General features: G+C 69.5%; 22 protein-coding genes. 9 read left to right on the top strand and 13 right to left on the bottom strand.

Features of this window, described 5'->3' with window-relative positions; all coding sequences use genetic code 11:
* Positions 1-9 precede the first annotated feature (9 nt).
* The 3 genes from ACT2FV_RS08240 to ACT2FV_RS08230 are packed head-to-tail and all read left to right on the top strand — an operon-like array spanning position 10 to position 4,337.
* A complete protein-coding gene (locus tag ACT2FV_RS08240) occupies positions 10-3,057 on the top strand; it encodes a DUF802 domain-containing protein (RefSeq protein ID WP_444503608.1) in 3,048 nt (1,015 codons plus the stop codon).
* 3 nt (positions 3,058-3,060) lie between these two features.
* Positions 3,061-3,705 carry an OmpA family protein gene (locus ACT2FV_RS08235; protein ID WP_059601358.1) on the top strand — a complete coding sequence of 215 codons (645 nt, stop codon included), beginning with the start codon at positions 3,061-3,063 and terminating at the stop codon, positions 3,703-3,705.
* On the top strand, positions 3,702-4,337 hold the full coding sequence (locus ACT2FV_RS08230) for a DUF2894 domain-containing protein (protein ID WP_151048401.1): 636 nt from the start codon (positions 3,702-3,704) through the stop codon (positions 4,335-4,337). Before ACT2FV_RS08235 ends, ACT2FV_RS08230 begins: the two co-directional genes overlap by 4 nt.
* A 29-nt stretch (positions 4,338-4,366) precedes the next feature.
* Here the strand turns inward: ACT2FV_RS08230 and ACT2FV_RS08225 are convergent, their stop codons facing one another.
* The 4 genes from ACT2FV_RS08225 to ACT2FV_RS08210 form a co-directional block, all read right to left on the bottom strand.
* Positions 4,367-4,939 carry an NADPH-dependent FMN reductase gene (locus tag ACT2FV_RS08225; RefSeq protein ID WP_151048402.1) on the bottom strand — a complete coding sequence of 191 codons (573 nt, stop codon included), beginning with the start codon at positions 4,937-4,939 and terminating at the stop codon, positions 4,367-4,369.
* Between the two features lie 54 nt (positions 4,940-4,993).
* A complete protein-coding gene (locus ACT2FV_RS08220; RefSeq protein ID WP_174920232.1) occupies positions 4,994-5,671 on the bottom strand; it encodes a histone acetyltransferase in 678 nt (225 codons plus the stop codon).
* A 523-nt stretch (positions 5,672-6,194) separates the two neighbouring features.
* Entirely contained in the window at positions 6,195-7,478 is a 1,284-nt protein-coding gene (locus ACT2FV_RS08215; protein ID WP_444503607.1) for an isoprenylcysteine carboxylmethyltransferase family protein, read from the bottom strand.
* A 120-nt stretch (positions 7,479-7,598) separates the two neighbouring features.
* Positions 7,599-8,825, bottom strand: coding sequence for a collagen-like triple helix repeat-containing protein (locus ACT2FV_RS08210; RefSeq protein WP_444503606.1), 1,227 nt, complete (start codon positions 8,823-8,825; stop codon positions 7,599-7,601).
* Between ACT2FV_RS08210 and ACT2FV_RS08205 the strand changes: the two genes are divergently transcribed.
* Both ACT2FV_RS08205 and ACT2FV_RS08200 read left to right on the top strand, forming a co-directional pair.
* Positions 8,770-9,672, top strand: a complete 903-nt coding sequence (locus ACT2FV_RS08205; protein WP_444503605.1) for a highly repetitive protein — start codon at positions 8,770-8,772, stop codon at positions 9,670-9,672. The two genes, ACT2FV_RS08210 and ACT2FV_RS08205, sit on opposite strands and share 56 nt — an antisense overlap.
* Before the next feature lie 378 nt (positions 9,673-10,050).
* On the top strand, positions 10,051-10,449 hold the full coding sequence (locus ACT2FV_RS08200) for a carboxymuconolactone decarboxylase family protein (RefSeq protein WP_151048405.1): 399 nt from the start codon (positions 10,051-10,053) through the stop codon (positions 10,447-10,449).
* 40 nt (positions 10,450-10,489) lie between these two features.
* On the opposite strand, the gene ACT2FV_RS08195 is transcribed toward ACT2FV_RS08200, so the two are convergent.
* The 3 genes from ACT2FV_RS08195 to ACT2FV_RS08185 are packed head-to-tail and all read right to left on the bottom strand — an operon-like array spanning position 10,490 to position 13,945.
* Positions 10,490-11,476: an alpha/beta fold hydrolase gene (locus ACT2FV_RS08195; protein WP_124901402.1), complete on the bottom strand. Its 987-nt coding sequence runs from the start codon at positions 11,474-11,476 to the stop codon at positions 10,490-10,492.
* Between the two features lie 7 nt (positions 11,477-11,483).
* Entirely contained in the window at positions 11,484-13,046 is a 1,563-nt protein-coding gene (locus tag ACT2FV_RS08190) for a flavin-containing monooxygenase (protein ID WP_444503604.1), read from the bottom strand.
* Positions 13,043-13,945: an SDR family NAD(P)-dependent oxidoreductase gene (locus ACT2FV_RS08185; RefSeq protein WP_444503603.1), complete on the bottom strand. Its 903-nt coding sequence runs from the start codon at positions 13,943-13,945 to the stop codon at positions 13,043-13,045. Before ACT2FV_RS08185 ends, ACT2FV_RS08190 begins: the two co-directional genes overlap by 4 nt.
* Positions 13,946-14,033: 88 nt before the next feature.
* On the opposite strand from ACT2FV_RS08185, the gene ACT2FV_RS08180 reads away from it, so the two are divergent.
* The gene (locus ACT2FV_RS08180; RefSeq protein WP_059601379.1) at positions 14,034-14,690 is read left to right on the top strand and encodes a TetR/AcrR family transcriptional regulator; all 657 of its coding nucleotides are present in this window, start codon (positions 14,034-14,036) and stop codon (positions 14,688-14,690) included.
* 63 nt (positions 14,691-14,753) lie between these two features.
* On the opposite strand, the gene ACT2FV_RS08175 is transcribed toward ACT2FV_RS08180, so the two are convergent.
* Complete coding sequence (locus tag ACT2FV_RS08175; protein ID WP_444503602.1) at positions 14,754-15,698, bottom strand: LysR family transcriptional regulator; 945 nt, start codon at positions 15,696-15,698, stop codon at positions 14,754-14,756.
* A gap of 126 nt (positions 15,699-15,824) precedes the next feature.
* On the opposite strand from ACT2FV_RS08175, the gene ACT2FV_RS08170 reads away from it, so the two are divergent.
* The 3 genes from ACT2FV_RS08170 to ACT2FV_RS08160 all read left to right on the top strand — a co-directional run bounded on the left by ACT2FV_RS08170 (position 15,825) and on the right by ACT2FV_RS08160 (position 18,886).
* Entirely contained in the window at positions 15,825-16,469 is a 645-nt protein-coding gene (locus tag ACT2FV_RS08170) for a glutathione S-transferase family protein (RefSeq protein ID WP_124901398.1), read from the top strand.
* Between the two features lie 31 nt (positions 16,470-16,500).
* A complete protein-coding gene (locus ACT2FV_RS08165; RefSeq protein ID WP_444503601.1) occupies positions 16,501-18,558 on the top strand; it encodes a pyridoxamine 5'-phosphate oxidase family protein in 2,058 nt (685 codons plus the stop codon).
* A gap of 124 nt (positions 18,559-18,682) precedes the next feature.
* Positions 18,683-18,886: a DUF2970 domain-containing protein gene (locus ACT2FV_RS08160; RefSeq protein ID WP_021164122.1), complete on the top strand. Its 204-nt coding sequence runs from the start codon at positions 18,683-18,685 to the stop codon at positions 18,884-18,886.
* Between the two features lie 47 nt (positions 18,887-18,933).
* On the opposite strand, the gene ACT2FV_RS08155 is transcribed toward ACT2FV_RS08160, so the two are convergent.
* The 5 genes from ACT2FV_RS08155 to ACT2FV_RS08135 all read right to left on the bottom strand — a co-directional run bounded on the left by ACT2FV_RS08155 (position 18,934) and on the right by ACT2FV_RS08135 (position 26,107).
* Positions 18,934-20,073, bottom strand: coding sequence for a porin (locus ACT2FV_RS08155; RefSeq protein ID WP_444503600.1), 1,140 nt, complete (start codon positions 20,071-20,073; stop codon positions 18,934-18,936).
* 318 nt (positions 20,074-20,391) lie between these two features.
* A complete protein-coding gene (gene qhpG, locus ACT2FV_RS08150; RefSeq protein ID WP_444503599.1) occupies positions 20,392-21,717 on the bottom strand; it encodes a flavin-dependent monooxygenase QhpG in 1,326 nt (441 codons plus the stop codon).
* Positions 21,714-22,406, bottom strand: a complete 693-nt coding sequence (gene qhpE, locus ACT2FV_RS08145; RefSeq protein WP_444503598.1) for a subtilisin-like serine protease QhpE — start codon at positions 22,404-22,406, stop codon at positions 21,714-21,716. Before qhpE ends, qhpG begins: the two co-directional genes overlap by 4 nt.
* Positions 22,399-24,126 (bottom strand): ABC transporter ATP-binding protein, encoded by a 1,728-nt coding sequence (locus tag ACT2FV_RS08140; protein ID WP_444503597.1) that lies wholly within the window; start codon positions 24,124-24,126, stop codon positions 22,399-22,401. The genes qhpE and ACT2FV_RS08140 overlap by 8 nt, the downstream gene beginning before the upstream one ends.
* 49 nt (positions 24,127-24,175) lie before the next feature.
* On the bottom strand, positions 24,176-26,107 hold the full coding sequence (locus tag ACT2FV_RS08135; RefSeq protein ID WP_444503596.1) for a sigma-54-dependent Fis family transcriptional regulator: 1,932 nt from the start codon (positions 26,105-26,107) through the stop codon (positions 24,176-24,178).
* Between the last annotated feature and the right edge of the window lie 224 nt (positions 26,108-26,331).

The raw sequence follows: 26,331 nt of genomic DNA, 5'->3' as shown, positions 1-26,331 counted from the left end.
CCCTACGCTATGTCCAGAATTCGTCTTGATCTCGTTGTCTTCATCGCCGGTCTGCTCGCAGTGTGCTGGATCGGCATCGGCTATGTCGCGTCGAACCCGCTCGCGACGGCCGTCACGCTGCTGATCGGCGCGTGCTACGTCGCCGGTGCGTGGGAACTGCGGCGCTACCGGCAGGCCACCGCCACGCTGTCGCGCGCGGTGGCCGGCCTGACCGAACCCCCGGCGAAGCTCGACACGTGGCTCGATACGCTGCCCCCGGGCCTGCGCGGTGCCGTGCGGGCACGCGTCGAAGGTGCGCGCGTCGCGCTGCCGGGCCCGTCGCTCACGCCGTATCTGGTCGGCCTGCTCGTGCTGCTCGGCATGCTCGGCACGCTGCTCGGGATGGTCGTGACGCTGAAGGGCACGGGCGCCGCGCTCGAAAGCGCGACCGACCTCGACGCGATCCGGGCCTCGCTGATCGCGCCGGTGAAGGGTCTCGGCTTCGCGTTCGGCACGTCGATCGCGGGTGTCGCGACGTCCGCGATGCTCGGGCTGCTGTCCGCGCTCGTGCGCCGCGAACGGCTCGACGCGGGCCAGCAGCTCGACGCGAAGATCGCGACGACGCTGCGCGTGCATTCGTCCGCGCACCAGCGCGACGAATCGTTCCGGCTGCTGCAGCGCCAGGCCGACGTGATGCCGGCGCTGGTCGACCGGTTGCAGACGATGATGACGACGCTCGAGGCGCGCAGCGTCGCGCTGCACGATCGCCAGATCGAAAGTCAGCAGACGTTCTTCGATCGGACCGAGCGCGCGTATGCCGGCCTGGCATCGAACGTCGGCGACGCACTGAAGGAAAGCGCCGCCGAGAGCGCGCGCGTGGCCGGGGCCGCGCTGCAGCCGGTCGTCGCGGCGACGATGACGGGGCTTGCGCAGGAGATGGCCGCGCTGCGCGACACCGTGACGAGCGCCGTGCAGCGTCAGCTCGACGGGCTGACCGACGGTTTCGAGAAGACCACCGGGAACGTGACGGCCGTGTGGAACCGCGCGCTCGACGAGCAGCGCCGCGCGGGCGATGCAGTCGCGCAGCAGTTGCAAACGACGCTCGGCCAGTTCACGGACACCTTCGCGCAGCGTTCGACGGACCTGCTCGACGGCGTCGCGACGCGCCTCGAATCGACCGAAAGCCGGCTGTCCGACGCGTGGCGCGATGCGCTCGCGCGCCAGGAACAGGTCGGCGAGACGCTGGCCGGCCAGCATGCGCACGCGCTCGGCGAAGCCGCCGCGACGTTCGAGCGGCATTCGAGCGCGGCGCTCGCCGCGATGCGCGAGTCGCATGCGGGGCTGCAAACGCAACTGGCCGCGCGTGACGAGGAACGCCTGTCTGCGTGGAATGCGTCGCTGGCCGCGATGGCAGCGAAGCTCGGCGACGAATGGCAGCGCGCGGGCGTGCATAGTGCAGGCCGCCAGCAGGAAATCTGCGATGCGCTGGCGCAAACGACGCGCGATCTCACCGCGCAAGCGTCCACGTTCGAACAACGCTCGGCCGACCTGCTGTCGACGATTCGCGAATCGCACACGGGCCTGCAAACGCAACTGGCCGCGCGCGACGAAGAACGTCTGGCGGCATGGAGCGATTCGCTGGCCGCGATGGCAGCGAAGCTCGGCGACGAATGGCAGCGCGCCGGCGTGCACAGCGCAGGCCGTCAGCAGGAAATCTGCGACGCGCTTGCACAAACCACACGCGATCTCACCGCGCAAGCGTCCACGTTCGAACAACGCTCGGCCGACCTGCTGTCGACGATTCGCGAATCGCACACGGGGCTGCAAACGCAACTGGCCGCGCGCGACGAAGCACGTCTGGCGGCATGGAACGATTCGCTGGCCGCGATGGCAGCGAAGCTCGGCGACGAATGGCAGCGTGCGGGCGTGCACAGCGCGGGCCGTCAGCAGGAAATCTGTGATGCGCTCGCACAAACGACGCGCGATCTCACGGCACAAGCGTCGACGTTCGAACGACGCTCGACCGACCTGCTGTCGACGATTCGCGAATCGCACACGGGCCTGCAAACGCAACTGGCCGCGCGCGACGAAGCACGTCTGGCGGCATGGAACGATTCGCTGGCCGCGATGGCAGCGAAGCTCGGCGACGAATGGCAGCGTGCGGGCGTGCACAGCGCAGGCCGTCAGCAGGAAATCTGCGACGCGCTTGCACAAACCACACGCGATCTGACCGCGCAAGCGTCCACGTTCGAACAACGCTCGACCGACCTGCTGTCGACGATTCGCGAATCGCACGCGAGCTTGCAAACGCAGCTGGCCGCACGCGACGAAGCACGCCTGTCCGCATGGAACGACTCGTTGGCCGTGATGGCCGCCACGCTGCGCGACGAATGGGCGCAGACGAGCGCACAGGCCGCGGCGCGCCAGCAGGACATCTGCGACACGCTGACCCGCACCGCGAACGACATCACCGCCCAGGCGCAGGTGCACGCGAGCGACACGATCAACGAAATTTCGCGCCTCGTGCAGGCCGCGTCGGAAGCGCCGAAGGCCGCGGCCGACGTCGTCGCCGAACTGCGCCAGCGCCTGTCCGACAGCATGGTGCGCGACACCGCGATGCTCGACGAGCGCAGCCGCCTGCTCGCGACGCTCGAGACGCTGCTCGGCGCGGTCAACCACGCGTCGACCGAACAGCGCACCGCGATCGACGCGCTCGTCAGCACGTCGGCCGACCTGCTCGACCGCGTCGGCGCGCGCTTCAACGACACCGTCGATGCCGAAACGCGCAAGCTCGATTCGGTGGCCGCACAGGTCACGGCGGGAGCGGTCGAGGTCGCGAGCCTCGGCGATGCGTTCGGTGCGGCCGTGCAGGTGTTCGGCGAATCGAACGACAAGCTGCTGAACCACCTGCAGCGCATCGAGGCCGCGCTCGAGAAATCGCTCGCGCGCAGCGACGAGCAGCTCGAGTATTACGTCGCGCAGGCGCGCGAGGTGATCGACCTGAGCATGATGTCGCAGAAGCAGATCGTCGAGGACCTGCAGCAGATCGCCGGTCGGCGGGCATCGGTCGGAGCGTAACGCATGCACGACGAAATCGACGACGGCGCGCCGTCCGCGCCGGTGTGGCCCGCGTTCGCCGACCTGATGTCGGTGCTGCTCGGCGCGTTCGTGCTCGTCCTCGTCGGCGTGATCGGCATGCAGCTGCAGCTCACGTCGAAGCTCGAGGAAGCCGTGCGTGCGCGCCAGCAGGAGGCGCAGCAGCGCAAATCGCTCGAGGAAGCGCTCGCCGGGCCGCTCGCGGCCGGCCGCGTGACGCTCGTGAACGGTCGGATCGGCATCAGCGGCAGCGTGCTGTTCGCGCTGAATTCCGATCAGCTGCAGCCCGAGGGCCGCGATCTGCTGAAGACGCTCGCCACGCCGCTGGCCGCGTACCTGAAGACGCGCGACGAGATCCTGATGATCAGCGGCTTCGCCGACGACCAGCAGGTGCGCGCCGGCAACCGCCAGTTCGCGGACAACTGGGAACTGTCGGCCAAGCGCGCGCTGACGGTCACGCGTGCACTGATTGACGCCGGCGTGCCGGCGCCGTCGGTGTTTGCGGCTGCGTTCGGCTCCGAGCAGCCGGTCAGTTCGAATGCGGACGACGAAGGCCGCGCGAAGAACCGCCGCGTGGAGATCGCGCCGGTGCCGCGCAAGACCGCATCGAACGGAGGGCGGGCGAAGTGACGGACGACGCGACGCACGTGCGCGCGACGCTCGACGCGTGGCGCGAGCAGGGCGCCGACCGGCTCGATCCGGTGCGCTTTCATCGGCTCGACGCGCTGGAGAGACGCGCGGCCGCGCTCGACGGCGACGCGCGCGCCCTGCTCGATGCACGGCTCGCGACGCTGCTGGAAGCGTTTGCGGAGATTGTCTCGCGAGCCGGCGAAACGTCAGCCGCGAGCGGGACGGCGCAAGCAACCGCACCGGCGCCCGCGCGCAGCCTGCTCGGCGGGCTCGTCGAGCAGCTCGCGCGCGATGCGCAGGCCGACAGGCGCGGGATCGATCCCGCGCTGATCGATTACTTCCGCACGATGTGGTCGAAGGTCCGCACCGAACAGCAGTATCGCCAGTCGCTCGACCAGGTGCCGCGCAACGCGGGACCGCTCAATTCGAACAGCCTCGTGCATCGGTCGCTCGCGACGATGCGCGAGTTGTCGCCGGAATACCTGCAGCAATTCCTGTCGTACATCGATGCGCTGGCGTGGCTCGAGGATCTCGCCGGCGGCGGCGCGCAGCTCGAGAAGGAAGCGCCGCGCGCGAAGGCCGCGAAGCCGGCGAAACCCGCGAGGAAGACCACGCGCACCAAGGCGCGATAACACACGCTTTCAGCCACGTCGGTCGTCGCCTAGCGACCCGGCGACTGCGCGTCGATCGCCGCGCGCAGTGCATGCAACGCGTCGGTCAGCGCCGACGCGAACGGCGGATGCGCGGCGATGCCCGCAGCGTCGAGCTGGCTGCCGAGGATCGGCAGCGTGATCGACGCGCGCTCGACGATGCGCGCCGACATGACGAACAGCGTTTCGCGCAGCGCCGCGTCCGCATGCGTCGCGCGCGGCGACGCGTTCAATACCGCGACCGGCTTGTACACCACGGCTTCGCATCCCACGACCCAGTCCAGCGCGTTCTTCATCACGCTCGTCATGCCGTGCGCGTATTCCGGGCTCGCGATCAGCACGCCGTCCGCGGCGTTCAGCCGCTCGATCAGGTCGCGCACCGCGGCCGGCGATGGATATTCGGTATCGGGATTGAACAGCGGAAACTCGCCGAGACGATCGAAACGCGTGATGCGCATCCCGCGCGGCGCGACGCGTGCGGCTGCATCCAGCAGCGCCGCGTTGTACGACTGCGCGCGAAGGCTGCCGCACAGCGCGACGATGTCGATGCGGCGCTCGGAATCGGCTCGGGGTTCGGTGGCCATCGAGGAGCGTAGGGAATGGTGGCTTGCGCGGCGACGCCGCGCGGATCCGACGGATTATCGCATCGGTGCGTGAGCGACGTGGCGCGCGTTCGCGACGCGGCGCAGGTGCTGCCATTCACGATCTTCCTGCGGAAACTTCACGTCCTGACACGCCGCGGCGAGCGTATCGATCATCCCGGTTGCGCGTGCCAGGTCGCCAAGTGTCCATCCGTTGCCGAGCAACAGCCGGCGCGTATGCAGCGCACCGTACACGTCGTCCGCGACGGCTTCGCCGAGATAGCGCAGCGCGCGGCCTTCGACGTCGACGAAGCCGTGCCGGTAGTCGTGCGCGAGCGCGGTCCACAACTGCGCCGCGCCGATCGACTGACGTGCGCCGCTGATCAGGCACAGGCCCGCGTCGAGCCCCCATCGATACAGCGTCGTCGCGAGCCCCTTGCGTTGCGCGGACCCGCGCAGCCGCGTATGCGGCGCGCGCAGGTAGCGGTCCGCGCGGCGCGGCAGTTCGGGGAGCCGGTTGAAGATCGTGTAGCCGGCGAGCTGCCGGGCCGACGGATCCTCGACGTAAAGGAAGTATTCGCCGTCGGCCTCGCGGTGGCGGACGACCAGGCCCGAGTCGCCGAGCGCGACGGCCGGCAGGCCGTGCAGGCGATGGCCCGGCTGGTGCAGACGCGCGTAGAGCGTGTCGAGTTCATCGTCGATGTCGTGCTGGGAATGCTGTACGTCGATACGCATGGCAAAAGGCGCCCGTCCCGGGCGCATCGGGAAAGAGGTTCATCGCAATGGGAAAGGAAATGGCAGCGGCCCCCGGGCTCGGCGAGCGAGCCGGGGCCGCGAATCAGCTGGGGATGTGCTGGAAACCGGCGGCGATCGCGGCGAGGCCCGCGATGCAGAGTGTGAACAGGATCAGGACTTTGTGGATCACGCCTCTCTCCTCATGAACGCGCGGCGCCGAAGGGCGGTGCCGCGGAGACGGTGACAGCGGGCATGGCCCGCGCGCAGACGGTCAGCACCATACGCGACGGGCACAGGGCGGGCAACCGGACTGCGGGAGAAAAGCGACGAAACGCGGGGAATCGGGGTGTTTCGCGACAATTGGTCGCAAGGGGGCTCGGTGCGGTCCTGAGCTTGCGCGTCGCCGTTCGACTTCAGGTGTATCCGCTCAGGAACACGTGCGAAATCGCCTCTTTGTTTCGCACGCGTTCCGCCGGGCTACCATGATCGAGGCGCTCATCGAACCGATGATCGCGAGACCGCCTCATCCCGCCCGCCGCCCCCCGAACGCCTGCCTGATCCGCGCGAACAGCCCATGCTGCGCGATCCACTCGGCATACGCGCGATAGTCAGGATCGCGCATCAAATGCCTCTCCTCCGTCTTCGCCCGCGTGTAGTAGATCAGGTTGACCGCGACGAGCCCCGCGCAATGCATCAGCCCGACCTGCCAGCCGAGCGGCTCGACGAACGGCACCGACACCATCCAGTACGACAGGTTCTTCGTGATGTATGCGGGATGCTTCGTGAAGCGGTACGGGCCCGATGTGATGATCCCGCGGTTCGTGAGGTTCGAGAACCGCAATCCGAACGAGATCGTCGATAGCGCATAGGTCATCAGCAGCAGGATGATCACCGCACCCCAGATCACGCGCAGCGTCGGCGCGGACAGCAGCCAGTTGTCCCAGAACAGCGAACCTTCGTAGCGGATGTAGTTGTTCGAGATCAGCGACCAGAACGGCTGGTAGCACATCAGCGCGGCGACCCAGCCGAGCGTGGTCGGCTCGACGGTGCGCACGTGGCTGTCGAGGATGCGGAACGTGCAAAGGTAGCCGACCGTGCCGAACATCAGGTCCATCGTGAACGACAGGTCGTACAGGAACACGAAGGTCGCGATCGTCATCGGCGCGTTCACGGCGTGCGCGAGCGACGCGCTCAGGTGATCGGCGTCCTTCGACAGGTAGACGGTCATCAGCGGCAGGAAGAACGCCTTCACGCCCCAGCCGGCAAGCATCTCGCGCACGGGCTGCCAGCTCGCGGGCTGCTCGTGACGGAACAGGAAGCGGCCCCACAGCAGGTACGCGTCGTCGGTTTCGCGCTGGTGGCGATCCATCCACGCGAAGTAGAACGGCGCGGCGACGATCACGTACGGCGCGAGCGAGCGCAGCAGCGACCAGAACGGCAGGTAGAACGCGCCGTGATATTCGGGCAGGAGCCAGTAGATGACGCCGATGCCTGCGTAGATCGACGTCAGCGCGCCGAGCCGCGTCGCGACGCGGGCGAGCCCGAGCGGGCGCACGGCCTGCCGCGACAGTCCCGCGCTCGGGCGCAGGTAGACGCGCGAGATGAAGATTTCGTGCAGCGCGATCGTGCCGATGATCGCGAGGCTCGCGATGACCGCACGGGCGGCCGCGTCGAGGCCCGGCTGGTCGCGCGTTGTCCACAGCGCGAACAGGCCGGCCGCGATGCCGAGCAGGCCCGCGCGGAATGGCGTGGCGGAACGGGGCGGGCGGTCCTGGACCGCGGCGATGCCGTCGATGGTGGAGTTCATGATCGGATCCTCGTCGGGATGACGGCCGGCGCCCCCGCCTGGCGGGTGACGCCGGCCATCGGCCGGGCTTTGGTTTGGTATCTGCCCGGCCATTGGCCTGTGGTTCTGATACGTGAAGCGTTACTTCTTGGGGGTGGTGCCGCCGAGCAGACCGCCGAGCAGGTTCGTCACCGGCGCCAGCAGGTTGGTCGCGCCAGCCGTGCTGCCGCCGTTCGAACTGCCGGTCAGGCCGGCGGTGACGGTGCCGCTGCCGGACGGCGTCGTCACCGTGCCCGCCGCGCCGCTCGGGCTGGCCGTGCCGACTGCGCCGAGCGTGCCGGCTGCAGAGGTCAGCGAACCCGTCAGCGTGCCGACCGGGCCGTTCGTCAACGCACCGCCGAGGTTGCCGGTCAGGCCGCCGCCCGGCGTCGTGACCGTGCCGGTGAGGCTTGCGCCGAGCGGCGTCAGCGAGTTGACGAGGCCGGTGATCGGCGCGAGCAGGCCGCCGACGCCCGAGCCGCTGGTGCCGCTGGTACCGCTGGTACCGCCCGTGCCGCTCGAACCGAGGCCGCCGAGCGCGCCCGTCACCGAGCCGAGCAGGCCGGTGATCGGCGCGAGCGGGCCGCCGCTGGTGCCGCTCGTGCCACCCGAGCCGCTCGAGCTACTGCCGCCGCCGAGCGCACCCGTCAGCGAACCGAGCAGGCCCGTGATCGGCGCGAGCGGATTGGTGCCGCTGCTGGAGCTGCCGCCGGACAACAGGCCGCCGGCCGATGCCACAGTGTTGCCGAGCTGTGACACGCTGTTGCCGGCGCTCGTGCCGACCGGGTTGCCGGTCGCGCTGCCGATCTGCGAACCGGCGAGGCCGAGGCCGCTGCCGAGCGTGCTCAGCAGGCCGTTGAGCGGGGCGCCGAGCAGGGTGACACCGCCGAGGGTCTGCGTCGCGCCAGGCGTCGTGACGCCGCCGGTCAGCGTATTCGTGATCGGGTTGATCACGCTGCCGAGCTGCGTCTCGAGTTGCTGGACCGGCGCGCTGTTCAGCGCCGTGTTCAGCGCCGATGCGGTCGAGTTGACGGCCGTGCCGACCGTGTTGACGAGGCTGCCGACCAGGGTCGTGGCCGGCGCGAGCGGCGACAGCGGGCCGGTGCCGAGGCTCGTCACCGCGTTGCCGAGATTGTTGACCGCGCTGCCGGCGCCGGTCAGCAGACCGGTGGTCGACGTGAGCGTCGGGCCGAGCGGGTTCGGCGACACGCCGATCGAGCCGAGGCCGGCCGCGACGCCGTTTCCGAGCGACTGCACGCCGTTGCCAAGGCTGGTGACCGCGTTGCCGATGCTGGTGGCCGTCGTCGGGTTCGTGCCCGGAACTTGCACGCCGCCGATCTGCGAACCGCCGTTCGCGACCGTCGTGCCGAGTGCCGTGACGAGCGTGCCGGTTTGCTGGAGGACGTTGCCGAGCGGGGTGACGTTGGTGCCGGAGGTGCCGGAGGTGCCCGACGTGCCCGACGTGCCCGACGTGCCCGACGTGCCCGACGTGCCGGAGGTACCGGAGGTGCCCGACGTGCCGGAAGTGCCCGACGTGCCGGAGGTGCCCGACGTGCCGGAGGTACCCGACGTACCGGAGGTGCCCGACGTACCAGAGGTGCCCGACGTGCCGGAAGTACCGGAGGTGCCCGACGTGCCGGAAGTGCCCGACGTACCGGAGGTGCCCGACGTGCCGGAAGTGCCCGACGTGCCGGAAGTGCCCGACGTACCGGAAGTGCCCGACGTGCCGGAAGTGCCTGACGTACCGGAAGTGCCCGACGTGCCGGAAGTGCCCGACGTACCGGAGGTGCCCGACGTACCGGAAGTGCCCGACGTACCGGAAGTGCCCGACGTGCCGGAAGTGCCCGACGTACCGGAGGTGCCCGACGTACCGGAAGTGCCCGACGTGCCGGAAGTGCCCGACGTGCCGGAAGTGCCCGACGTGCCGGAAGTGCCCGACGTGCCGGAAGTGCCCGACGTGCCGGAAGTGCCCGACGTACCGGAAGTGCCCGACGTACCGGAGGTGCCCGACGTACCGGAGCTACCCGACGTACCGGAGGTGCCCGAGGTACCACCGCCGGACGTACCCGACGAGCTCGGCTTGATCGACGGTGTGACCGGTCCGTCGACCGAGCCGCAGCCGTACAGTGTGAGCAGCGACAGGACGGCCAGCGATACCGCCGTCTTTTTCAAGTAATGGTGCATGGTGGCCTCGACATTGGAAGTTGTGTCCGGGCCATCACTGCAAATTCCGCGCCATGACACCTTTCGCGCAATGCGTCAGCGCATTGTTGTGGGAATCGGGAATATCGGCGCGATTTAAACGGAGGAATGGCGGTTTCGCGCGACGGAGACGCCAGACGCGCCGACGCGCTCGCCGTGATGTTCCCGTAAGGAACCGTAACGCCGGGCCGGATGTTACGTAGCGTTCGACCCGACGTTCCGTGTGTGACGTGGCCGGCCGCGACCCGAGGCCGGCGTCTTTGACGAAACGCCCGTGCGCCGGGAACATGACGTGAACCAACCCGGCCGCGGGCGACGCCGAAGCGGCCACGACTCAAGACAGGGACACGACATGAGCGAACAGGACATGGAGCAGGGCAAGGCGCGCCGCACCGAGGTGATGGGCGAGGCGTTCGTCGAGCGCGCGATGCGCGACCTCGACGGTTTTTCGCGTCCGTTGCAGAACTGGCTGAACGAGCACGCGTGGGGCAGTACGTGGCAGCGCGGCGGGATCGACCTGAAGACGCGCAGCCTCTGTACCTGCGCGATGCTGGCCGCGCTCGGCCGCAGCGCGGAGCTGAAGGGCCACGTGCGTGGCGCCCTCAACAACGGCGCGAGCCTCGTCGAGATTCGCGAGGTGCTGCTGCATAGCGCGCTGTACGCGGGCGCGCCGGCGGCGGTCGAGGCGTTCCGCAGCGCGCGTGAGGTCATGACGGAGCTCGGGCTGTCGCTGCCCGACGACGAAGCCTGACCGGCACACGGCGCATGCCAGCCGTCAGGCCCGCCGACGATCAATGCTCGACGTGCGCGCCTTGCGTCGGCGCCTCGACCGGCGCGGCGGCGACTTCGAGCAGCCAGTCGGCCGTCGCGTCCGGAATCGTGACCGGCAGCATGTGCCCGCCCTCGACGACCTTCAGCCGCACGCGCGCCGACTTCCGCGCCAGCGCTTCGCCGTGCGTACGCCAGTTCAGGATCGGATCGGCGCGGCCATACAGCACGTCGACCGGCAACGAGAGGTCCGCGTAGCGGCGCTCCATCGCAGGGAGGTCGACGGGCGCCGACAGCAGGTCCGTTGCCGTCGCGTAGAACACGTGCGGCCGCAGCCCGAGCAATCCGCCGCCCTTCACCGGGAAGTCGCGCGGCACGGCTTCCGGCGCGAACACCTGGCTCACGGCCTTGCGGCCGGTCAGGATCGTCAGCGGGATCGCGAAGGTCCACGACACGAAGCGGCGCACCAGCGGCGACGGCAGCATCAGCGGCTTGAACGGCGCCGGCGGCTCGGTCTGCTCGTGCGACAGCGGCGCGATCAGCGCGAGCCGGCTGACGCGTTCCGGATGGTTGAGCCCGACCGCGAGCGCGATCGCGCCGCCGAGCGAGTGGCCGACGAGCACGGGCCGGTCGAGCTTCAGCGCGTCGATGAACGCGGCGACCGTGCGGGCCTGCGCGAACACGTTCGCCTGCGAACTGGCGCCGCGCAGCGAGCGGCCGGCGCCGGGCCGGTCGACGAGGATCACGCGATGGTGCTGCGCGAGCCGCGTGAGCGGCAGGTACGCGAAGTTGCGCCACTGCCCGGCGAGCCCGTGCACGAACACGAGCGGCGGGCCGCTGCCGTATTCGACGTAATGGATGTGGTCGCCGCCGATGTCGACGAAGCGGCCTTCGGGCGGAAACGCGCGCGTCACGCGGCGCGCGACGTAGCCGGAAAACAGCGCAAGCGCGGCGAGCACCGCGACGACGCCGAGCAGCACGTTCTGGATCAGGTGGAGCGTATGGGTCATGTCGGCCTCAACGGGATTCGAGTACGGGTTCGGCAACCGGCGCGGCGGCCGGGCCGGCTTTCGCGCGGCGTTCGAACTGCATCGCCGAATCGGCGAGCCCGCTGAATTTCAGCGACGCGAGATCGAGCACGTAGTTCTGATGGAATTTCCAGGGCTTGCGATGCCCCTGCTTCGGCAGGATGCCGGCCGCGCGCTGGATGTAGCCCGAGCTCAGGTTCACGGCCGGCATGTCGCCGAGGTCGCCGGCGCCGAGCCGCGGCACGCAGGTGTCGTAGCCGTTCGCGCGCATGTGGTTCAGCAGCCGGCACACGTAGCGCGCGATCAGCTCGGCCTTCAGCGTCCACGACGCGTTCGTGTAGCCGAACGACGACGCGAGGTTCGGCACGTCGCTGTACATCATTCCCTTATAAGACACGGTCTGCGGCAGATCGACCGTGCGGCCGTCGACCGTGACGCGCGCGCCGCCGAGCATCTTCACCTTCAGCCCGGTCGCGGTGACGATCACGTCCGCGTCGAGCTGCTGGCCGCTCTTCAGCTTCAGGCCGGTCGGCGTGAAGCGCTCGATCTCGTCGGTGACGATCGAGGCGCGGCCCGCACGGATCGACTTGAACAGGTCGCCGTTCGGCACGAGGCACACGCGCTGGTCCCACGGCATGTAGCGCGGCGTCAGATGCTTCGCGACGTCGAAGTCGGGGCCGAGCTGCTTGCCGGCCGCGCGGATGATGAACCGTTTGGTCTGCTCGGGCTTGCGGCGCGACACGTTGTACAGGTACATCGTCAGCAGTACGTTCTTCATGCGCACGATCCGGTGCGCGAGCCTGGACGGCAGCACGCGGCGCAACGCGTTCGCGATCTTGTCGCGCGCAGGCAGCGACACGATGTAGGTCGGCGAGCGCTGCAGCATCGTCACGTGCTTCGCATCGGCCGCCATCGACGGCACGAGCGTGACGGCCGTCGCGCCGCTGCCGATCACGACGACGCGCCGGTTTGCATACGACAGGTCCTTCGGCCATTGCTGCGGATGCACGATTCGGCCTTCGAACGAGTCCATGCCGGCCCAGTCGGGCAGGTAGCCGCCGTTGTAGTCGTAATAGCCGCTGCACATGTAGAGGAAGCGGCACGTGTAGGCGAGCGTGTCGACCGTGCCGTCGCGCGTGCGCTCGATGCGTACCGTCCAGCGTGCGCGATTCGAATCCCAGTCGGCCGCGACCACCTTCTGGCCGTAGCGGATCATCTTGTCGATGCCGTGTGCGCGCGCGGTGTCGCGGATGTAGTCGAGGATCGTCTGGCCGTCCGAGATCGCCTTGTCGCTGTGCCACGGGCGGAAGCTGTAGCCGAGCGTGAACATGTCGGAATCCGAACGGACGCCGGGATAGCGGAACAGATCCCAGGTGCCGCCGATCGCGTCGCGCGCCTCGACGATCGCCACGCTCGCATACGGGCAGCGCTGCTTCAGGTGATAGGCGGCACCGATGCCGGACAGGCCGGCGCCGACGATCAGCACGTCGAGGTCGCGGTTGTCGCCGCAGGCGGACGGCGCATCGCGCCGGTCGGTCGTCGTCGAGGTCATGCGGGATCCTTGGTCGGTGTGGTCGGGAGCGCGGCCGGTGCATGGGTGCGCTCGAGATTGCGTGCGCGGGCACGGCGCACGTGGCGCAGCACCAGCCGCTGGTAGCCGGCGCCGAGCAGGCGCGCGAGCTTGTCGAGGCGGCGGGCGTCGGCGCCGACCAGCACGCGGCGCGCGTTGCGCTCGACGCCGGCGAGGATCTGCCGAGCGGCATCGTCGGCCGTCGTCGCGTTGATCAGGCGATTCGCCTGACGGCGGTGGGTTGCTTCGTCCTGGCCCGTGAGCCCGCGGATGCTGGTGTCGACACGGCTCGCGTCGACGATGTTGGTCGCGACGCCGCCCGGATGCACGCAGGTCGCGCTGACCGGCGCGCCATCGAGTTCGAGCTCCATCCGCAGCGCCTCGGTGAAGCCGCGCACGGCGAACTTGGTTGCGTTGTACGCGCTTTGCGTCGGCATCGCGACGAGCCCGAACAGGCTCGACGTGTTGATCACGTGCCCGTCGCCCGACGCGCGCAGATGCGGCAGGAACGCCTGCGTGCCGTGCACGACACCCCAGAAGTTGATGCCGACGATCCATTCGAGATCGGCGATGCGCGCGGTCTCCGCGCTCGCGGCCAGCGACACGCCCGCGTTGTTGAAGATCAGGTTGACCTTGCCGTGTTCGGCGCGCACGAAATCGGCCCACGCGAACACCGCATCGCGATCGGCGACGTCGAGCCGACGCGTGCTCGTGCGCACGCCGTGCGTCGCGCACGCGGCCGCCGTGCCGGCGAGCCCGACCTCGTTGACGTCGGCGAGCGCGACGTCGCAGCCGCGCCGCGCAAGCTCGACCGCGAGGCTGCGGCCCATGCCCGAACCGGCGCCCGTGATCGCGGCGACCTTGCCGGAAAAACCCTTCATCCGTCGTTCCTCCCGTTCCGCTTGCGCTGCGTCGGCGGCGCGCTTATTGTGGTGTTGTTCGTCACCACTTTAGTTTTCGGGTGTCCTGATGTCAAATAGCGAAATGGAGAAAGCACTCGAAACGGAAAAACGGGGCCGGGCATACGGCGGCGTGGCGCCCGAGGTGCGGGCGGCCGAGCGGCGCGATGCGCTGATCCGTGCGGCGACGCGCGTGTTCGGCACGGTCGGCTTCCGCAAGGCGACCGTGCGGTCGATCTGCCAGGAAGCGAAGCTCAACGACCGCTATTTCTATGCGGCGTTCGACAGCACCGAGGATCTGCTGCGCTGCACCTACCTGCATCACGCGCAGCAGTTGCACGACGCGGTCGAGCGGGCGGTGGCCGAGCGCGGCGGCGATTTGCGCGAGCGCATCGACGCGGGGCTCGCCGCATTCTTCGGGTTCCTGCGCGACCCGTGCGCGGCGCGCGTGCTGCTGCTCGAGGTGATGGGCGTGAGCGCGGACACCGACATGACGTATCAGCGGATGCTGATCGACTTCGGCAAGCTGATCATGGCGATCGGCGCGACGGGCGAGGCCGTGACGCCCGCCGAGCGCACCGAGCAGCGGCTGGTCGGGCTCGCGCTGGTCGGCGCGATGACGAACGTCGGCGCGGCGTGGCTGCTCACCGGCTATCGCGACCCGGAGGCGCAGATGGTCGCGAGTTGCAGGAAGGTGCTGCTGGGGACGTTGCGGGAAGCGGGCTAGGATGCGGCGACGAACGGACTTGCGCGATTCGCATCCGGTTGCGTCGCAAAGCCATCCGACGCGTCACCCCCTCGAGCGTTTCGATCGTGCCGCCATCACTGACCGCGCGTCCCCGATCCTCGCCTTCATCGCATCGATGAACGCACGCACCTTCGGCGAAGGCAACCGCGTCGACGGATACACCGCGTGAATCCCGGCCGGCGCCGAGCGCCATGCGGGCAGCAGCCGGACGAGCCGGCCGGTCGCGACGTCCTCCGCGATCGAGAAATCCGTCAGGAGGCCGAAGCCACCGCCCGCGAGCGCGATTGCACGGCAGGCCGTCGCCGTGTTCGACACGATCGGTGCGATGCAGCGTACCGACGCGTGGCTGCCGCTCGGGTCGTGAAGTTCGAGCGTATGCGGGCGCGACAGCGTCGACAGCATCACGAACGGCAGCGCGGCGAGCGCGTCCGGATCGCGCGGCAGGCCGTGACGCGCGACGAACGCGGGGCTTGCGACCAGCCACTTCTCGTACTCGCCGAGCTGCACCGCGCGATAGTTCGAATCCGCGAGGCGGCCGATGCGGATCGCGACGTCGAGATTGTCTGCGACCAGATCGACGATGCGGTCGTTCGCGATCAGCTCGACGTCGAGGCCCGGATGCACGTCGCGCAGCGCGACGATGGCCGGCGCGACGACCAGCGAGCCATAGTCGATCGGCACGCTCACCCGCAGCGTGCCGCGCAGCGGCCCCGTGTCGGACGATACCGCGTCGAGCGCGCTTTCGGTCGCGCGCACGATGTCGCGGCACGCATCGTAGAACGCGCGCCCCGCATCGGTCACGCTCAGCCGCCGCGTGGTGCGTACCAGCAGGTTCGCGCCGACCTCTGATTCGAGGCGCTGCATGTGCGTGCTGACGACCGTTTTCGCGAGACCGAGCCGTTCGGCCGCGGCCGTCAGCGAGCCGGCATCGACTACCGCGACGAAGATCGCCAGCCGGTTCAGGTTCACGTCGCGCAGATCGGCCATCGTCGATTGTCCTATGGGAGAGGATAATGTTTCAGCGATTATCCGTCTTCTGGGCGTGAACGGCGAGCGCTACGCTGGGGCCGTTCGTCGCCGATTCCCGGCGGCGCGAGATCCAGGAGCCTTTCCATGCCCGCCGCCAGCAAGCCCGCCCGTCCGGTTCGTGTCTATTCGTTTCCGTTGTCGGGGCACGCGCATCGCGTCCGGCTGTTCCTGTCGCTGCTCGGGTTGCCGTTCGAGACGATCGACGTCGACCTCGCGGCCGGCGCGCAGCGCGAACCCGCGTTCCTCGCGCTCAATCCGCTCGGCCAGGTGCCGGTGATCGACGACGACGGCACCGTGCTCGCTGATTCGAACGCGATCCTCGTCTATCTCGCGAAGCGCTACGGCGACGCGCACTGGCTGCCCGACGATGCCGCCGGCGCCGCGACCGTGCAGCGCTGGCTGTCGTACGCGGCCGGGCCGATCGCGTCCGGGCCGGCCGCCGCGCGGCTCGTCACCGTGTTCAGCGCGCCGCTCGATCACGACGCCGCCAAGCGCACGGCCGCGAAGGTACTCGCGGTGATCGACGGCGAACTCGCCGGCAAGCCGTTCGCCGCCGGCGCGCAGCCGACGATCGCCGACATTGCCGCCTACACGTACATCGCGCACGCGCCGGAAGGCGGCGTGTCGCTGGAACCGTATCCGCACGTGCGCGCGTGGCTCGCCCGCGTCGAGGCCCTGCCGGGTTTCGTCGCGATGCCGCCGACCCGCGCCGGCCTGCTTGCCGCCTGACGCGAAGCCGCGCCTTTACCGGGAGAACGCGATGACCACGCCGACCGCCGCCGTACCGGGCTGGGAACTCGACGTTGCGCCGTTTCATGCGGGCGAACTTGCCGTGCAGCAGCGCGCGGGCGTGACGGAGGTCGCGGGCACGGCCGGCCGGCGCGGAATTCGCCGCTTCATGCCGGACCAGCACCGGACGTTCTTTGCGCAGTTGCCGTTCTTCGTGCTCGGCGGCGTCGATGCGGGCGGGCAGCCGTGGGCGACGCTGCGGGTCGGGACGCCGGGCTTCGTGACGACGCCGGACGCGCGCACGCTGCGCATCGACGGCGATGCGCTGCCCGGCGATCCGCTGGCGGGCGCGTGGCAGCCGGGCGCGCCGTTCGGCGGGCTCGGGATCGAGTTCGACACGCGCCGACGCAATCGCGTGAACGGCATCGTGCGCGCGGTAGACGACGGTGCGCTGACGATCGCGGTCGAGCAGAGCTTCGGCAACTGTGCGAAGTACATCCAGGGGCGCAAGTCGACGTTCGTGGCGCGTGAAGGCGATGCACTCGGCGAGGCCGACGTGTCGGACCGGTTGACCGATGCCGACCGCGCGCTGCTCGCGCAGGCCGATACGTTCTTCGTCGCGAGTGCGAACACGTCGGCCGGTGCGGGCGCCGCGCGCGGCGCGGACGTGTCGCATCGCGGCGGCATGCCGGGCTTCGTGCGCGTCGACGACGCGCAGACGCTGACGACGCCCGATTTCAGCGGCAATCGCTTCTTCAACACGCTCGGCAACCTGCAGCACGATCCGCGCGCGGGGCTGCTGTTCGTCGACTTCGACAGCGGCGACCTGCTGTATGTCGCCGCGCGGGCGGAGATCGTGTGGGACGGGCCGCTCGTCGCGTCGTTCGACGGCGCGCAACGGGTCGTGCGGTTTCATGTGCGGGAAGTGCGGCGCACGCGCGGCGTGCTGCCGTTCCGGTGGTCGGCGGTCGAGCGGGCGCCGCAGTTTGCGGGGATGGCGGGGGCGGCGAGCGCGGGCGGGGCGGTGGCGGCGTCTGTCTCATCGTCGGCATCGGCATCGCCCTCCACCTGGCGCCCGCTGCGCGTCGCGAAGATCGTCGACGAAGCGCGCGCGATCCGCTCGTTTCATTTCGAACCGGCGGATGGCGGCGCGTTGCCGGCCTACGAAGCCGGTCAGCATCTGACGCTGCGCGTCGCGCTGCCGGACGGCGATGTACCGACGATCCGCAGCTACACGCTGTCCGATGCGCCCGGCGCGTCGCATTACCGGATCACCGTGAAGCGCGAAGGACGTGTATCGGCCTGGTTGCACGACCATGCGCGCGCCGGGATGACGCTCGACGCGCAGATGCCGCGCGGCCGCTTCACGTTCGACGTCGCGAGCCCGCGTCCGGCCGTGCTGGTGTCGGCCGGCATCGGCATCACGCCGATGATCGCGATATTGCGCCGCGCGCTGGCCGACGACGCACCGTCGCGCCGCGTGGTGTTCGTGCACGGCGCGCGTGATACGGCCGACCGGCCGTTCGCGACGGAACTGACGCGCATCGCGGACGCCGACGCCCGCGTATCGCTGCACTGGTTCGACAGCCGGCCGCAGCGCGACGGCGCGGCGCGACCGGGCCGCATCGACGTCGCGCAACTGAAGCGCATCCTGCCGTTCGACGACTACGACTTCTACTTGTGCGGGCCGTCCGCGTTCATGCGCGATTTGTACGACGGATTGCGCGCGCTGAACGTGCCGGACGAGCGGATCCGCTTCGAGGCGTTCGGGCCGTCGAGCGTCGTGCGCAGCGTGGCCCGCACGGCAGGGGCGGCGGTGGCAAGCATGCCCGTCGTGTTCCGCCGCTCGGCGCGCGACGCCGCCTGGACCCCCGCGGACGGTACGCTGCTCGAATTCGCCGAAGACCAGGGGGTGGCGGTGCCGTCCGAATGCCGGTCGGGGGCGTGCGGTACGTGCGCGACGCGCGTGCTGTCCGGTGCGGTCGATTACGTGCAGCCGCCCGATGCGACGGTCGAACCCGGCTGCGCGCTGCTGTGCGTCGCGCGGCCGGCGGAAGGTGCCACGGAGCCGCTCGTGCTCGACCGCTGAACAACCCATGCGACATGCCGCCGCAGACGGCCTGCTGCGTGAAAAGCGCGCGCAACTGCTTCTTTTTTCGGATGCCGGTCGGATCGACGATAGCGTCAACCGATTCGATGAAAGGAGCATAACCATGAAACTGCTCGGCATGATCAAGCTGGTCCTATGGAGTTTCTTCGGCGTACGCAACAGCAAGGCGCACGCCGCCGATCTCGCGAACGTCAACTACACGTTGTTGCCGTTCGTGGCGATCGTGCTCGCGCTGCTCGTCGGCGCGGTCATCTACGGTGTCGTGCATCTGGTCGTCGATCCGACCGCGACGATGCAGGGGTTCTGAGCGGCGCGCGTGCCGCGCATTCCCGTTGCGGCACGCGACACCGTCGATCAGAACGTATGATTCACCGCGACGCGCGCGACGAGCTGGTGCCCGTTCGACGACGCACCGGGCGAGCCGGGCACGAGCCCGCCGTCGAGCGGCGTGCCGGTCGCGCTGCCGCCGACCAGTTGATACGCGACCTGCGTATAGACCGACGTACGCTTCGACAGCACGTACTGCGCCATCGCGCCGAACTGGTGCCAGTGCAGCGACGACTTCGCGCCGGCCTGGTCGAGCCCGCCGCGCGTATACGTGTACATGCCGCCGACGAGAACGGCCGGCGTGACGTTGTACTTCGCGTTGACTTCGAAGTTGTCGAACGTGAGCCGCGCATTCGCGAGACCGAGGCTGCCTGCATACAGCGACGCATCGGGCTCGCCGACGTTCACATGCGAATAGACCGCGCCGAGCGTCGCGGGTCCGATTCCGTAGTTCACGCCGATGCCGTAGATCTTCTGGTTGCCCGCGACGAAATCCGTGTCGTCCGGCGTGAGCGCCCCGCCCGTCGTCGTGCCGGGGTTCGACATGTTTTCATAGACCGCGGCGACCGACAACGTCTGGTATGTGTAGTTCAGGCCGACGCCAAGCATCCGATTCCGCGCGAAGCTGCCGGCCAGGTTGCTCAGTCCGTACATCACAGTGCCGGAAAAGCCGCCGAATGCGGGGCTCGTGTACTTCACCGCGTTGTTCGCGTGGAACGACGCATCGGTGTTGTCGTTGTCGAGCGGATGGGAGAACAGAAAGCCCGCCCAGCTGCCGTTGGCGGTCAGCGGCCCGATCGTGTCGGAGACGGTATCGAACTGGCGGCCGAGCGTCAGTGTGCCGAGTCGGTCCGACTGCAGCCCGACGTACGACTGGAAGCCGAACAGGCGGCCGCCGTAGCCGAGCTGGCCGCTTTCGACCGCGAAGCCGCTCTCCAGGTCGAAGATCGCGTGCAGTCCGCCGCCGAGATCCTCGTTGCCCTTGATGCCCCAGCGGCTCGTCGCGAGATCGCCGCTCGCCATCTGCCATGACGACTTGCCGCCGACATTGCTCGTGTAGTTGATGCCCTCGTCGAGGACGCCGAACAGCAGGACGGAACTTTGTGCATGCGCGTTCGCGCAACCGATCAGGAATCCTGCAGACAGGATGAAGCGTGCTTTTTTCATGTGGGATGCGGGCTCGAAAGATGAAACGGTCGATGGTCCGGCGCGCGGCGTGAGCGGCGCGTGACCTTCGATAAGCAGATGGCATGCCATCACCCGTTTCAAGACCGCGATGCGCCGGCTGCGTTCCGTTTCATCGGGATGTGGCCGTCGAATCGGGTTCGACCGCGCGCAAGTCGCGTAGCAACTCGCATCGCGTGTCGCATGTTGCGTCTCAGATTGAGACGAGCGCCGAAATTGAATGGCGCGGGCGAACAGGCGCATGCCGGGATGCGTGAGTCGCGGCATGGTGGAACGGAGGAAGGGGAGCGCGCGCGCGTGTCACGCGCGTACGAACGGATAACCCTGCGTCTCGAGCCAGCGCCGTACCAGCGCGGCCTGCGGCGGCGTGAATTCCGCGAGTACTTGCGCAACTGGCCGTTCGCGCAGCGCCGCGACGATCGGCGCGAGCGGGATGCCTTGCAGATGCCAGATCCCGAGCGGCTGGTCGGGGCTCGTGACGACATCGGCTTCGGCGATGGTGTCACCGTCGATCACGGGCGCCCGCTCGATCGCGAGCGCGTCGAAATCGGGCGCACGATGCGACGGCGCATCGTCGGGCCATGCGCGGCGCGCGTGCCAGAACGGACGGTCGGCCCATTGCGTGTCGAGCGCGTAGAAGTCGCGGCCGATCCGCGCGAAGCGCATGAAGAGTGCGCCGATGCGCCGTTCATGAAAGCGCAGCGCGAGTGCCGCGCGTTCGGGATGCGTGAGCAGCGTATGGATGACGGCCGGCGCCTGCAGCGCGGAAGACAGCGACTGGAAGATGCCGTTGCCGGACAGCGGATCGACGGCCATCGCCGCGTCGCCGACGCGCAGCCAGTTCGCGCCGCCGGTGTCGCCGCACAGCGTCGCGCTGCTGGTGCGCGCGAACACGCGCGCATCGGCGTCGGTATCCGCGCCACCCGCACCGAAGAAGCCGCGCGCGAGCGGCGTTTGCCGCAGCGTCGCGCACCACGCGGGCAGCGCGTCGCGCGGCGGGAGCGTAGTGGTCGCGACGTCGAGCGTCACCTGCCAGTAGCAGCAGCCGTCGGGCAGGCGTGCCATCCACGCCCAGCCGTCCGGCACGCTCTCGATCGCCGACGCCGCGTCGCCGGGCGTGCCTTGCCACACGTTCAGGAGGCTGAGCGTCTGCGGGCCGCGGATCGCGTCGCGCGTGCGCGGTGCAAGGCGACCGCGCGCCTCGACGACGAACGCCGCGTGCAGCGTGTGCTCACCGTCCGGCGTGTCGATGCGGATCGCATGCGCGTCGCCGTCGGCCTGCACCGCGCGGACCGTCGCTTCACGCACCGCAATGCCTGCATCGGCGAGATCGCGGCGCAGCGCCGTGTCGAAACGGCGGCGGTCGATCAGGTGTTCGTGGTTGAGCGTGCGCGTGTCGCCGTTCCAGCGCGTCGTGCGCGCACAAGGCGGCAATGCGCATGCGGCGGCCTGCGCGAGCCCGGCATGGCGCAGTCCTTGCAGCACGCGATCGGACACGCCTTCCACCGCGTCGAAGTGCCGCCATTCGCTGACGACCGTGACCGGATAGCCGAGCCGCGCGAGTCCGAGCGCGGTGGCGGCGCCCGCCGGCCCCGCGCCGAGCACGACGATCGATGGACGGCTCACGATGCCTGGGTGCGTCGCTCGACGCCGATGTACGTGGCATTCGCGCGCAGGTGCTCGAGCAGCGCTGCCGTGTCGGCATCCGGATGCCGCGCGAACCAGTCCGCCGCATACCCGCTGAGCGCCGCGCACGCGATGCTCGCACCGGCTGGTGCGCGCGGTGCGCCGCTCGACACGACCGCACCGAAATCGGCCTGCGCGCTGTCGAGCCACGACCATTGCCCCGGCGCGCAGCGCGCATCGCCCGTGACGCGCACGATCCCCGGATAGCTCGCCGGAAACACAGGCGCGCCTTGCGCGGGGCACGAAGCGAAGACGGTCACGCGTTGCGCGACGGCTGCCGCGCATGCGTCGCGCAGCGTGTCGCGATCGGCGCGCACACCGAGACTCAGGTTGATCAGGCGAACGCGTTGCGTGAGCAGCCAGTCGATTGCATGCGCGATCTGCGCGGCGCTCGTCACGCCGCGTGCCTCGAACACCTGCGCGACGACCAATCCCGCATCGGGCGCGACGGCCGCGAGCGTCCCGCAGATCGCGCTGCCGTGACCGACGCGATCGGGTTCGACGGCACGCGCCTGTACCGTCGAAGCATCGTCGAACGCGAAGCGCCGCGCGTCGACGACACGTGCGCTCAGCGACGGCGGATAGCCGCTGTCGACGATCCCCACGCGCACGGCCCGGTCGTCAGGCATGGGCCACATCGCGGTGCGCGCGTCGTGCGAGTCGTCCGTCCGCGAGTTCGAAATGCAGGTCGACGCCGACGAGCGTCGATGCACGGTGGCTGACGAGGATGCGCGTGCGGTCGCCGAACAGCGTGTCGATCTGCGCGATGACCTGTCGCTCGGTGGCTTCGTCGACGGCGGACGTCGCTTCGTCGAGCACGAGGATTGCCGGCGCCTGCAGCAGTGCGCGCGCGATCGCGATGCGCTGCTTCTGGCCGCCGGACAGTTGCTGTCCGCGTTCGCCGATGGGCCCGTCGAGGCCGCCCGGCAGCGTTGCGATCAGTTCGTCGAGCTGTGCGGCGCGAGCGGCATGCACGACGTCGTCGTGTGTCGCGAACGGCGCCGCGTAGCGGATATTGTCGGCGAGGCTGCCGCGAAACAGCACGATGTCCTGGCTGACGACCGCGATGTGGCGGCGCAGCGCGTCGAGATCGACGTCGCGCAGGTCGATGCCGTCGATCCGCACGCTGCCCCGCTGCGGGTCGTAGAAGCGCTGCAACAGGTCGATCAGCGTCGATTTCCCGCTGCCCGACAGTCCGGACAGCGCGACCTTGCTGCCGGCCGGCACGCGCGCGCCGGCACCGCGCAGCACCGGCCGCGCGCGCTCGTCGTGCGCGAACCACACGTCGACGAATTCGAGATCGCCGCGCGGTGGCAGTTCGCGCGCGTCGGTCGGCGGCTGCACGGCCACCGGCGCGCGCTGCAGTTCCATCACGCGGCCGAGGCTGACCGTCATCCGCTGCAGCGCGACATAGAGGCCGAGCAGGCTCTTCACGGGGCCGATCGCCATGCCGAGATAGCTCGAGAACGCGATCAGGGAGCCGAGCGGCCAGTCGCCGCGGATTACCCAGTAGCCGCCGACGATGAATGCGCCCGCGCGCGACAGCGACGTCAGCGTGCCGGGCACCGACTGCGTGATGAACTCGGTGACCTGCAGCTTCAGCAGGCGTTCCATGTAGCGGTCGCCGAGGCCGTCGAGCCGCGCCTGTTCCGCACGCTGGCGTCCGGCGGCCTGGATGAACTTCATCGCGGGCAGCGTCTCGACGAGGAACGACGACACGTCGGCCGCGCCTTCGCGCACCGAGCGCGCATCGCGCTCGACCTTGCGGCGCATCGTGCGCAGCCACAGAATCTCGAACGGAATCAGCAGCAGCGCGAGCAGCGACAGCTTCCACGACAGCATGACGAGCAGCGCCAGCGTGCCGGCCAGCCCGATCACGTTCGACACGGCGGAGAACAGCGCGTCGAGCGCGAAGCGCTGGATCTCGGCGACGTCGCCGTCGAGGCGCGACAGCAGGTCGCCGAGGCGGCGCTGGCCGTAGAACGACGGCGACAGCCGCTGCAGGTGCGCATAGACGGCGCCGCGCAGCGAGAACAGCACGCGGCCGGACAGCCGCGTGTGCAGGTAGCGGTTGACGCCGCCGAGCAGCGTGCCGATGAAGCCCGCGAACACCATCGCGAATGCGATCGCGACGAGCATCCGGAAATCCTTGCCGACCAGCCCGCGGTCGATCAGTTCCTTCGTGAGCCACGGTTGCGCGAGCGCGAGCAGTGACGCGCAGGCCGACAGCGCGAGCAGCCTGGCGATCGCGAGCCGGTGCGGCCGGACGAAACCGTACAGCCAGCCGAACGCGCGCGCGAGCTGCGCGCGGTCGTCAGTCTTCACGAAACGCAGGACGAGTTTCAGCATCGGCGCGATCGGTCCGTGACGAATGCAGTGGACGAACGCGCGGGCGACATCATGACTGCAGCCGCTTGAGGCGGCGGTACAGCGTCGCGCGGCTGATGCCGAGCGTCTGCGCGGCGGCCGCGACGTTACCGTCGTGGCGCACGAGCGATTCACGGATCAGGTCGTCCTCGTGGCGGCGGATCAGCCCGAACGACGCGTCCGGCGCCGGGCAAACGCCGTCGATGAAGCGGTCACACAGATGATCGAGGCCGAGCACGTCGTCATGCTCGTCGCGCACCGCGAGCGCGGTGCGCAGCACCATCTCGAGCTGGCGGATGTTGCCGGGCCAGCGATGCTGGCGGAACACGTCGGCGAGTTCGGCGTTTACGCTGACGTGCGGCGCGCCGAGCCGCGCGAGCAGCGCCGCGACGATCAGGTCGACGTCGTCGCGTTCGCGCAGCGCGGGCAGCAGCACGTTCACGCCGTGAATGCGGTAGTAGAGGTCTTCGCGGAACGACTTGTCGCGCACCATCGTCTGCAAGTCGCGGTGCGTCGCGCAGATCACCGCGATGTCGATCGACTGCTCGTCGCCCGCGCCGAGCGGCGCGACCTTGCGTTCCTGCAGCACGCGCAGCAGGCGCGCTTGCAGGTGCAGCGGCATGTCGCCGATCTCGTCGAGAAACAGCGTGCCGCCGTGCGCCTGCATCAGCCGGCCGGTCATCCCGCCCTTGCGGGCGCCCGTGAACGCGCCGTCGCGATAGCCGAACAGCTCCGACTCGATCAGCCCTTCGGGAATCGACGCGCAGTTCACCGCGACGAACGGCTTGCCGGCGCGTGCGCTCGCATCGTGCAGCGCGCGTGCAACGACTTCCTTGCCGGTGCCCGTCTCGCCCTGCACGAGCACGGGCAGCCCGTTGTTGAGCCCTTGACGCGCCATCGTGAGCGCGCGCAGCAGGCGCGGCTGGCGGCCGGCGAGGGCCGCGAGCGCCTGAGTGCCAGCATCGTCGCGGGCAGCGGCGGCCGGTGCCGGCGCGCGTTCGCGCGAGGCCGGCACGACGGTTGCGCGCGGCAGGCGCAGCGCCTTGCAATGGAACGCGGCGTCCACGCCTTCGACGCGCAGCATTCCGCCTTGCTCGGCGAATGCGACGAACGACGGCGTGCGCGCAACCGCCGCGCTTTCGCAGCGGCGACCGACGAGTGCGTCGCGCGCCGCGCCGAGCAGCTCGCACGCATGCGCGTTCGCGGCGACGATGTGGCCGGCTTCCGACACGGCCAGCACGCCGCTCCAGCTTGAACCGAGATACGCATGGCGCGGGTGAAACACGAGCACGACATGTTCGGGGAAATACGCGTCGAACAGGCGCGTCTCGATGTGCGTGGCCGCGGCGCTCATCAGCATCGACATGCCGTCGAGCGTGAGCGGCAGATCGCCTTCGCGCGTGAGGTCCAGCACGCCGATCGGCTGGCCGTGCGGATCGCATAGCGGCAGCGAGCGGCACGAGAAGCGGCTCAATCGGCCGAGGAAATGCTCGCCGCTGTCGATCGCGACCGCACAGCCTTCGACGAGCGCGGTGCCGAGCGCGTTCGTGCCGCGCAGCGATTCGCACCAGTTCGCGCCGGCGCGGATGTCGCCGATGCCGAGCGCGGCGAGCTGGCTCGCGTTGCCGTCGACCGACAGGATGGTCGCACGTGCATCGGCCAGCAGGATCATCCCGTCGTGTCCGCAGCGCTCGGCGAGGAAGGCGAGTTCGGGGGCGGCCGCGTCGAGCAGCAGGCGGTTCGCGTCGCGCAGCTCGTCGAGATTGCAGAATTCGTGCAGGTTCAGCCGCGTGTCGTCGTCCCAGCGCACGCCGTGATCGAGACTGCGCCGCCACGACTGATCGATTTCGAGGCGCAGGCAGCCTTGTGGCAGCACGCCGTCGGCCGTGAGGCGTTCGCGAATCAGGCGGGTTGCCTGCAGCCGGTCCGGCAGGCGTTGGCCGGAAGGGAAGTAGTCTTGCACGTCGCCCCTCCTCAGGAGAATGTCGGGCCGTCCGATCCGGCGCGGCCGCTCGCAAAAAGGCCCGCCGAGTCTGGCACAAGCCCGGGCATAAATCCATCCGGTCAAAAACCTAAAACCCAGGCGGGGCGCGGCCGTGCGGGCGATTGGCGCACGCGTGCGGGCCGCATTCGGCGTGCGTGACGGAGTGGCGTGCATGGCTCCAGGGCGGGCGAGCTTCGCGCGAC

The sequence above is a fragment of the Burkholderia sp. PR2 genome, from assembly GCF_052372875.1.
In the GTDB taxonomy this organism is placed as follows: domain Bacteria; phylum Pseudomonadota; class Gammaproteobacteria; order Burkholderiales; family Burkholderiaceae; genus Burkholderia; species Burkholderia diffusa.
The sequence above is the reverse complement of the archived record's forward strand: the minus strand, read 5'-3'. Positions and strand labels throughout refer to the sequence as shown.

Excerpts from the sequence above, each read along its gene's own strand:
- ACT2FV_RS08240 (WP_444503608.1), top strand. The coding sequence starts at position 10 with ATGTCCAGAATTCGTCTTGATCTCGTTGTCTTCATCGCCGGTCTGCTC.
- ACT2FV_RS08235 (WP_059601358.1), top strand. The coding sequence starts at position 3,061 with ATGCACGACGAAATCGACGACGGCGCGCCGTCCGCGCCGGTGTGGCCC.
- ACT2FV_RS08225 (WP_151048402.1), bottom strand. The coding sequence starts at position 4,939 with ATGGCCACCGAACCCCGAGCCGATTCCGAGCGCCGCATCGACATCGTC.
- ACT2FV_RS08220 (WP_174920232.1), bottom strand. The coding sequence starts at position 5,671 with ATGCGTATCGACGTACAGCATTCCCAGCACGACATCGACGATGAACTC.
- ACT2FV_RS08215 (WP_444503607.1), bottom strand. The coding sequence starts at position 7,478 with ATGAACTCCACCATCGACGGCATCGCCGCGGTCCAGGACCGCCCGCCC.
- ACT2FV_RS08200 (WP_151048405.1), top strand. The coding sequence starts at position 10,051 with ATGAGCGAACAGGACATGGAGCAGGGCAAGGCGCGCCGCACCGAGGTG.
- ACT2FV_RS08195 (WP_124901402.1), bottom strand. The coding sequence starts at position 11,476 with ATGACCCATACGCTCCACCTGATCCAGAACGTGCTGCTCGGCGTCGTC.
- ACT2FV_RS08190 (WP_444503604.1), bottom strand. The coding sequence starts at position 13,046 with ATGACCTCGACGACGACCGACCGGCGCGATGCGCCGTCCGCCTGCGGC.
- ACT2FV_RS08185 (WP_444503603.1), bottom strand. The coding sequence starts at position 13,945 with ATGAAGGGTTTTTCCGGCAAGGTCGCCGCGATCACGGGCGCCGGTTCG.
- ACT2FV_RS08180 (WP_059601379.1), top strand. The coding sequence starts at position 14,034 with ATGTCAAATAGCGAAATGGAGAAAGCACTCGAAACGGAAAAACGGGGC.
- ACT2FV_RS08175 (WP_444503602.1), bottom strand. The coding sequence starts at position 15,698 with ATGGCCGATCTGCGCGACGTGAACCTGAACCGGCTGGCGATCTTCGTC.
- ACT2FV_RS08170 (WP_124901398.1), top strand. The coding sequence starts at position 15,825 with ATGCCCGCCGCCAGCAAGCCCGCCCGTCCGGTTCGTGTCTATTCGTTT.
- ACT2FV_RS08165 (WP_444503601.1), top strand. The coding sequence starts at position 16,501 with ATGACCACGCCGACCGCCGCCGTACCGGGCTGGGAACTCGACGTTGCG.
- ACT2FV_RS08160 (WP_021164122.1), top strand. The coding sequence starts at position 18,683 with ATGAAACTGCTCGGCATGATCAAGCTGGTCCTATGGAGTTTCTTCGGC.
- ACT2FV_RS08155 (WP_444503600.1), bottom strand. The coding sequence starts at position 20,073 with ATGAAAAAAGCACGCTTCATCCTGTCTGCAGGATTCCTGATCGGTTGC.
- qhpE (WP_444503598.1), bottom strand. The coding sequence starts at position 22,406 with ATGCCTGACGACCGGGCCGTGCGCGTGGGGATCGTCGACAGCGGCTAT.
- ACT2FV_RS08140 (WP_444503597.1), bottom strand. The coding sequence starts at position 24,126 with ATGCTGAAACTCGTCCTGCGTTTCGTGAAGACTGACGACCGCGCGCAG.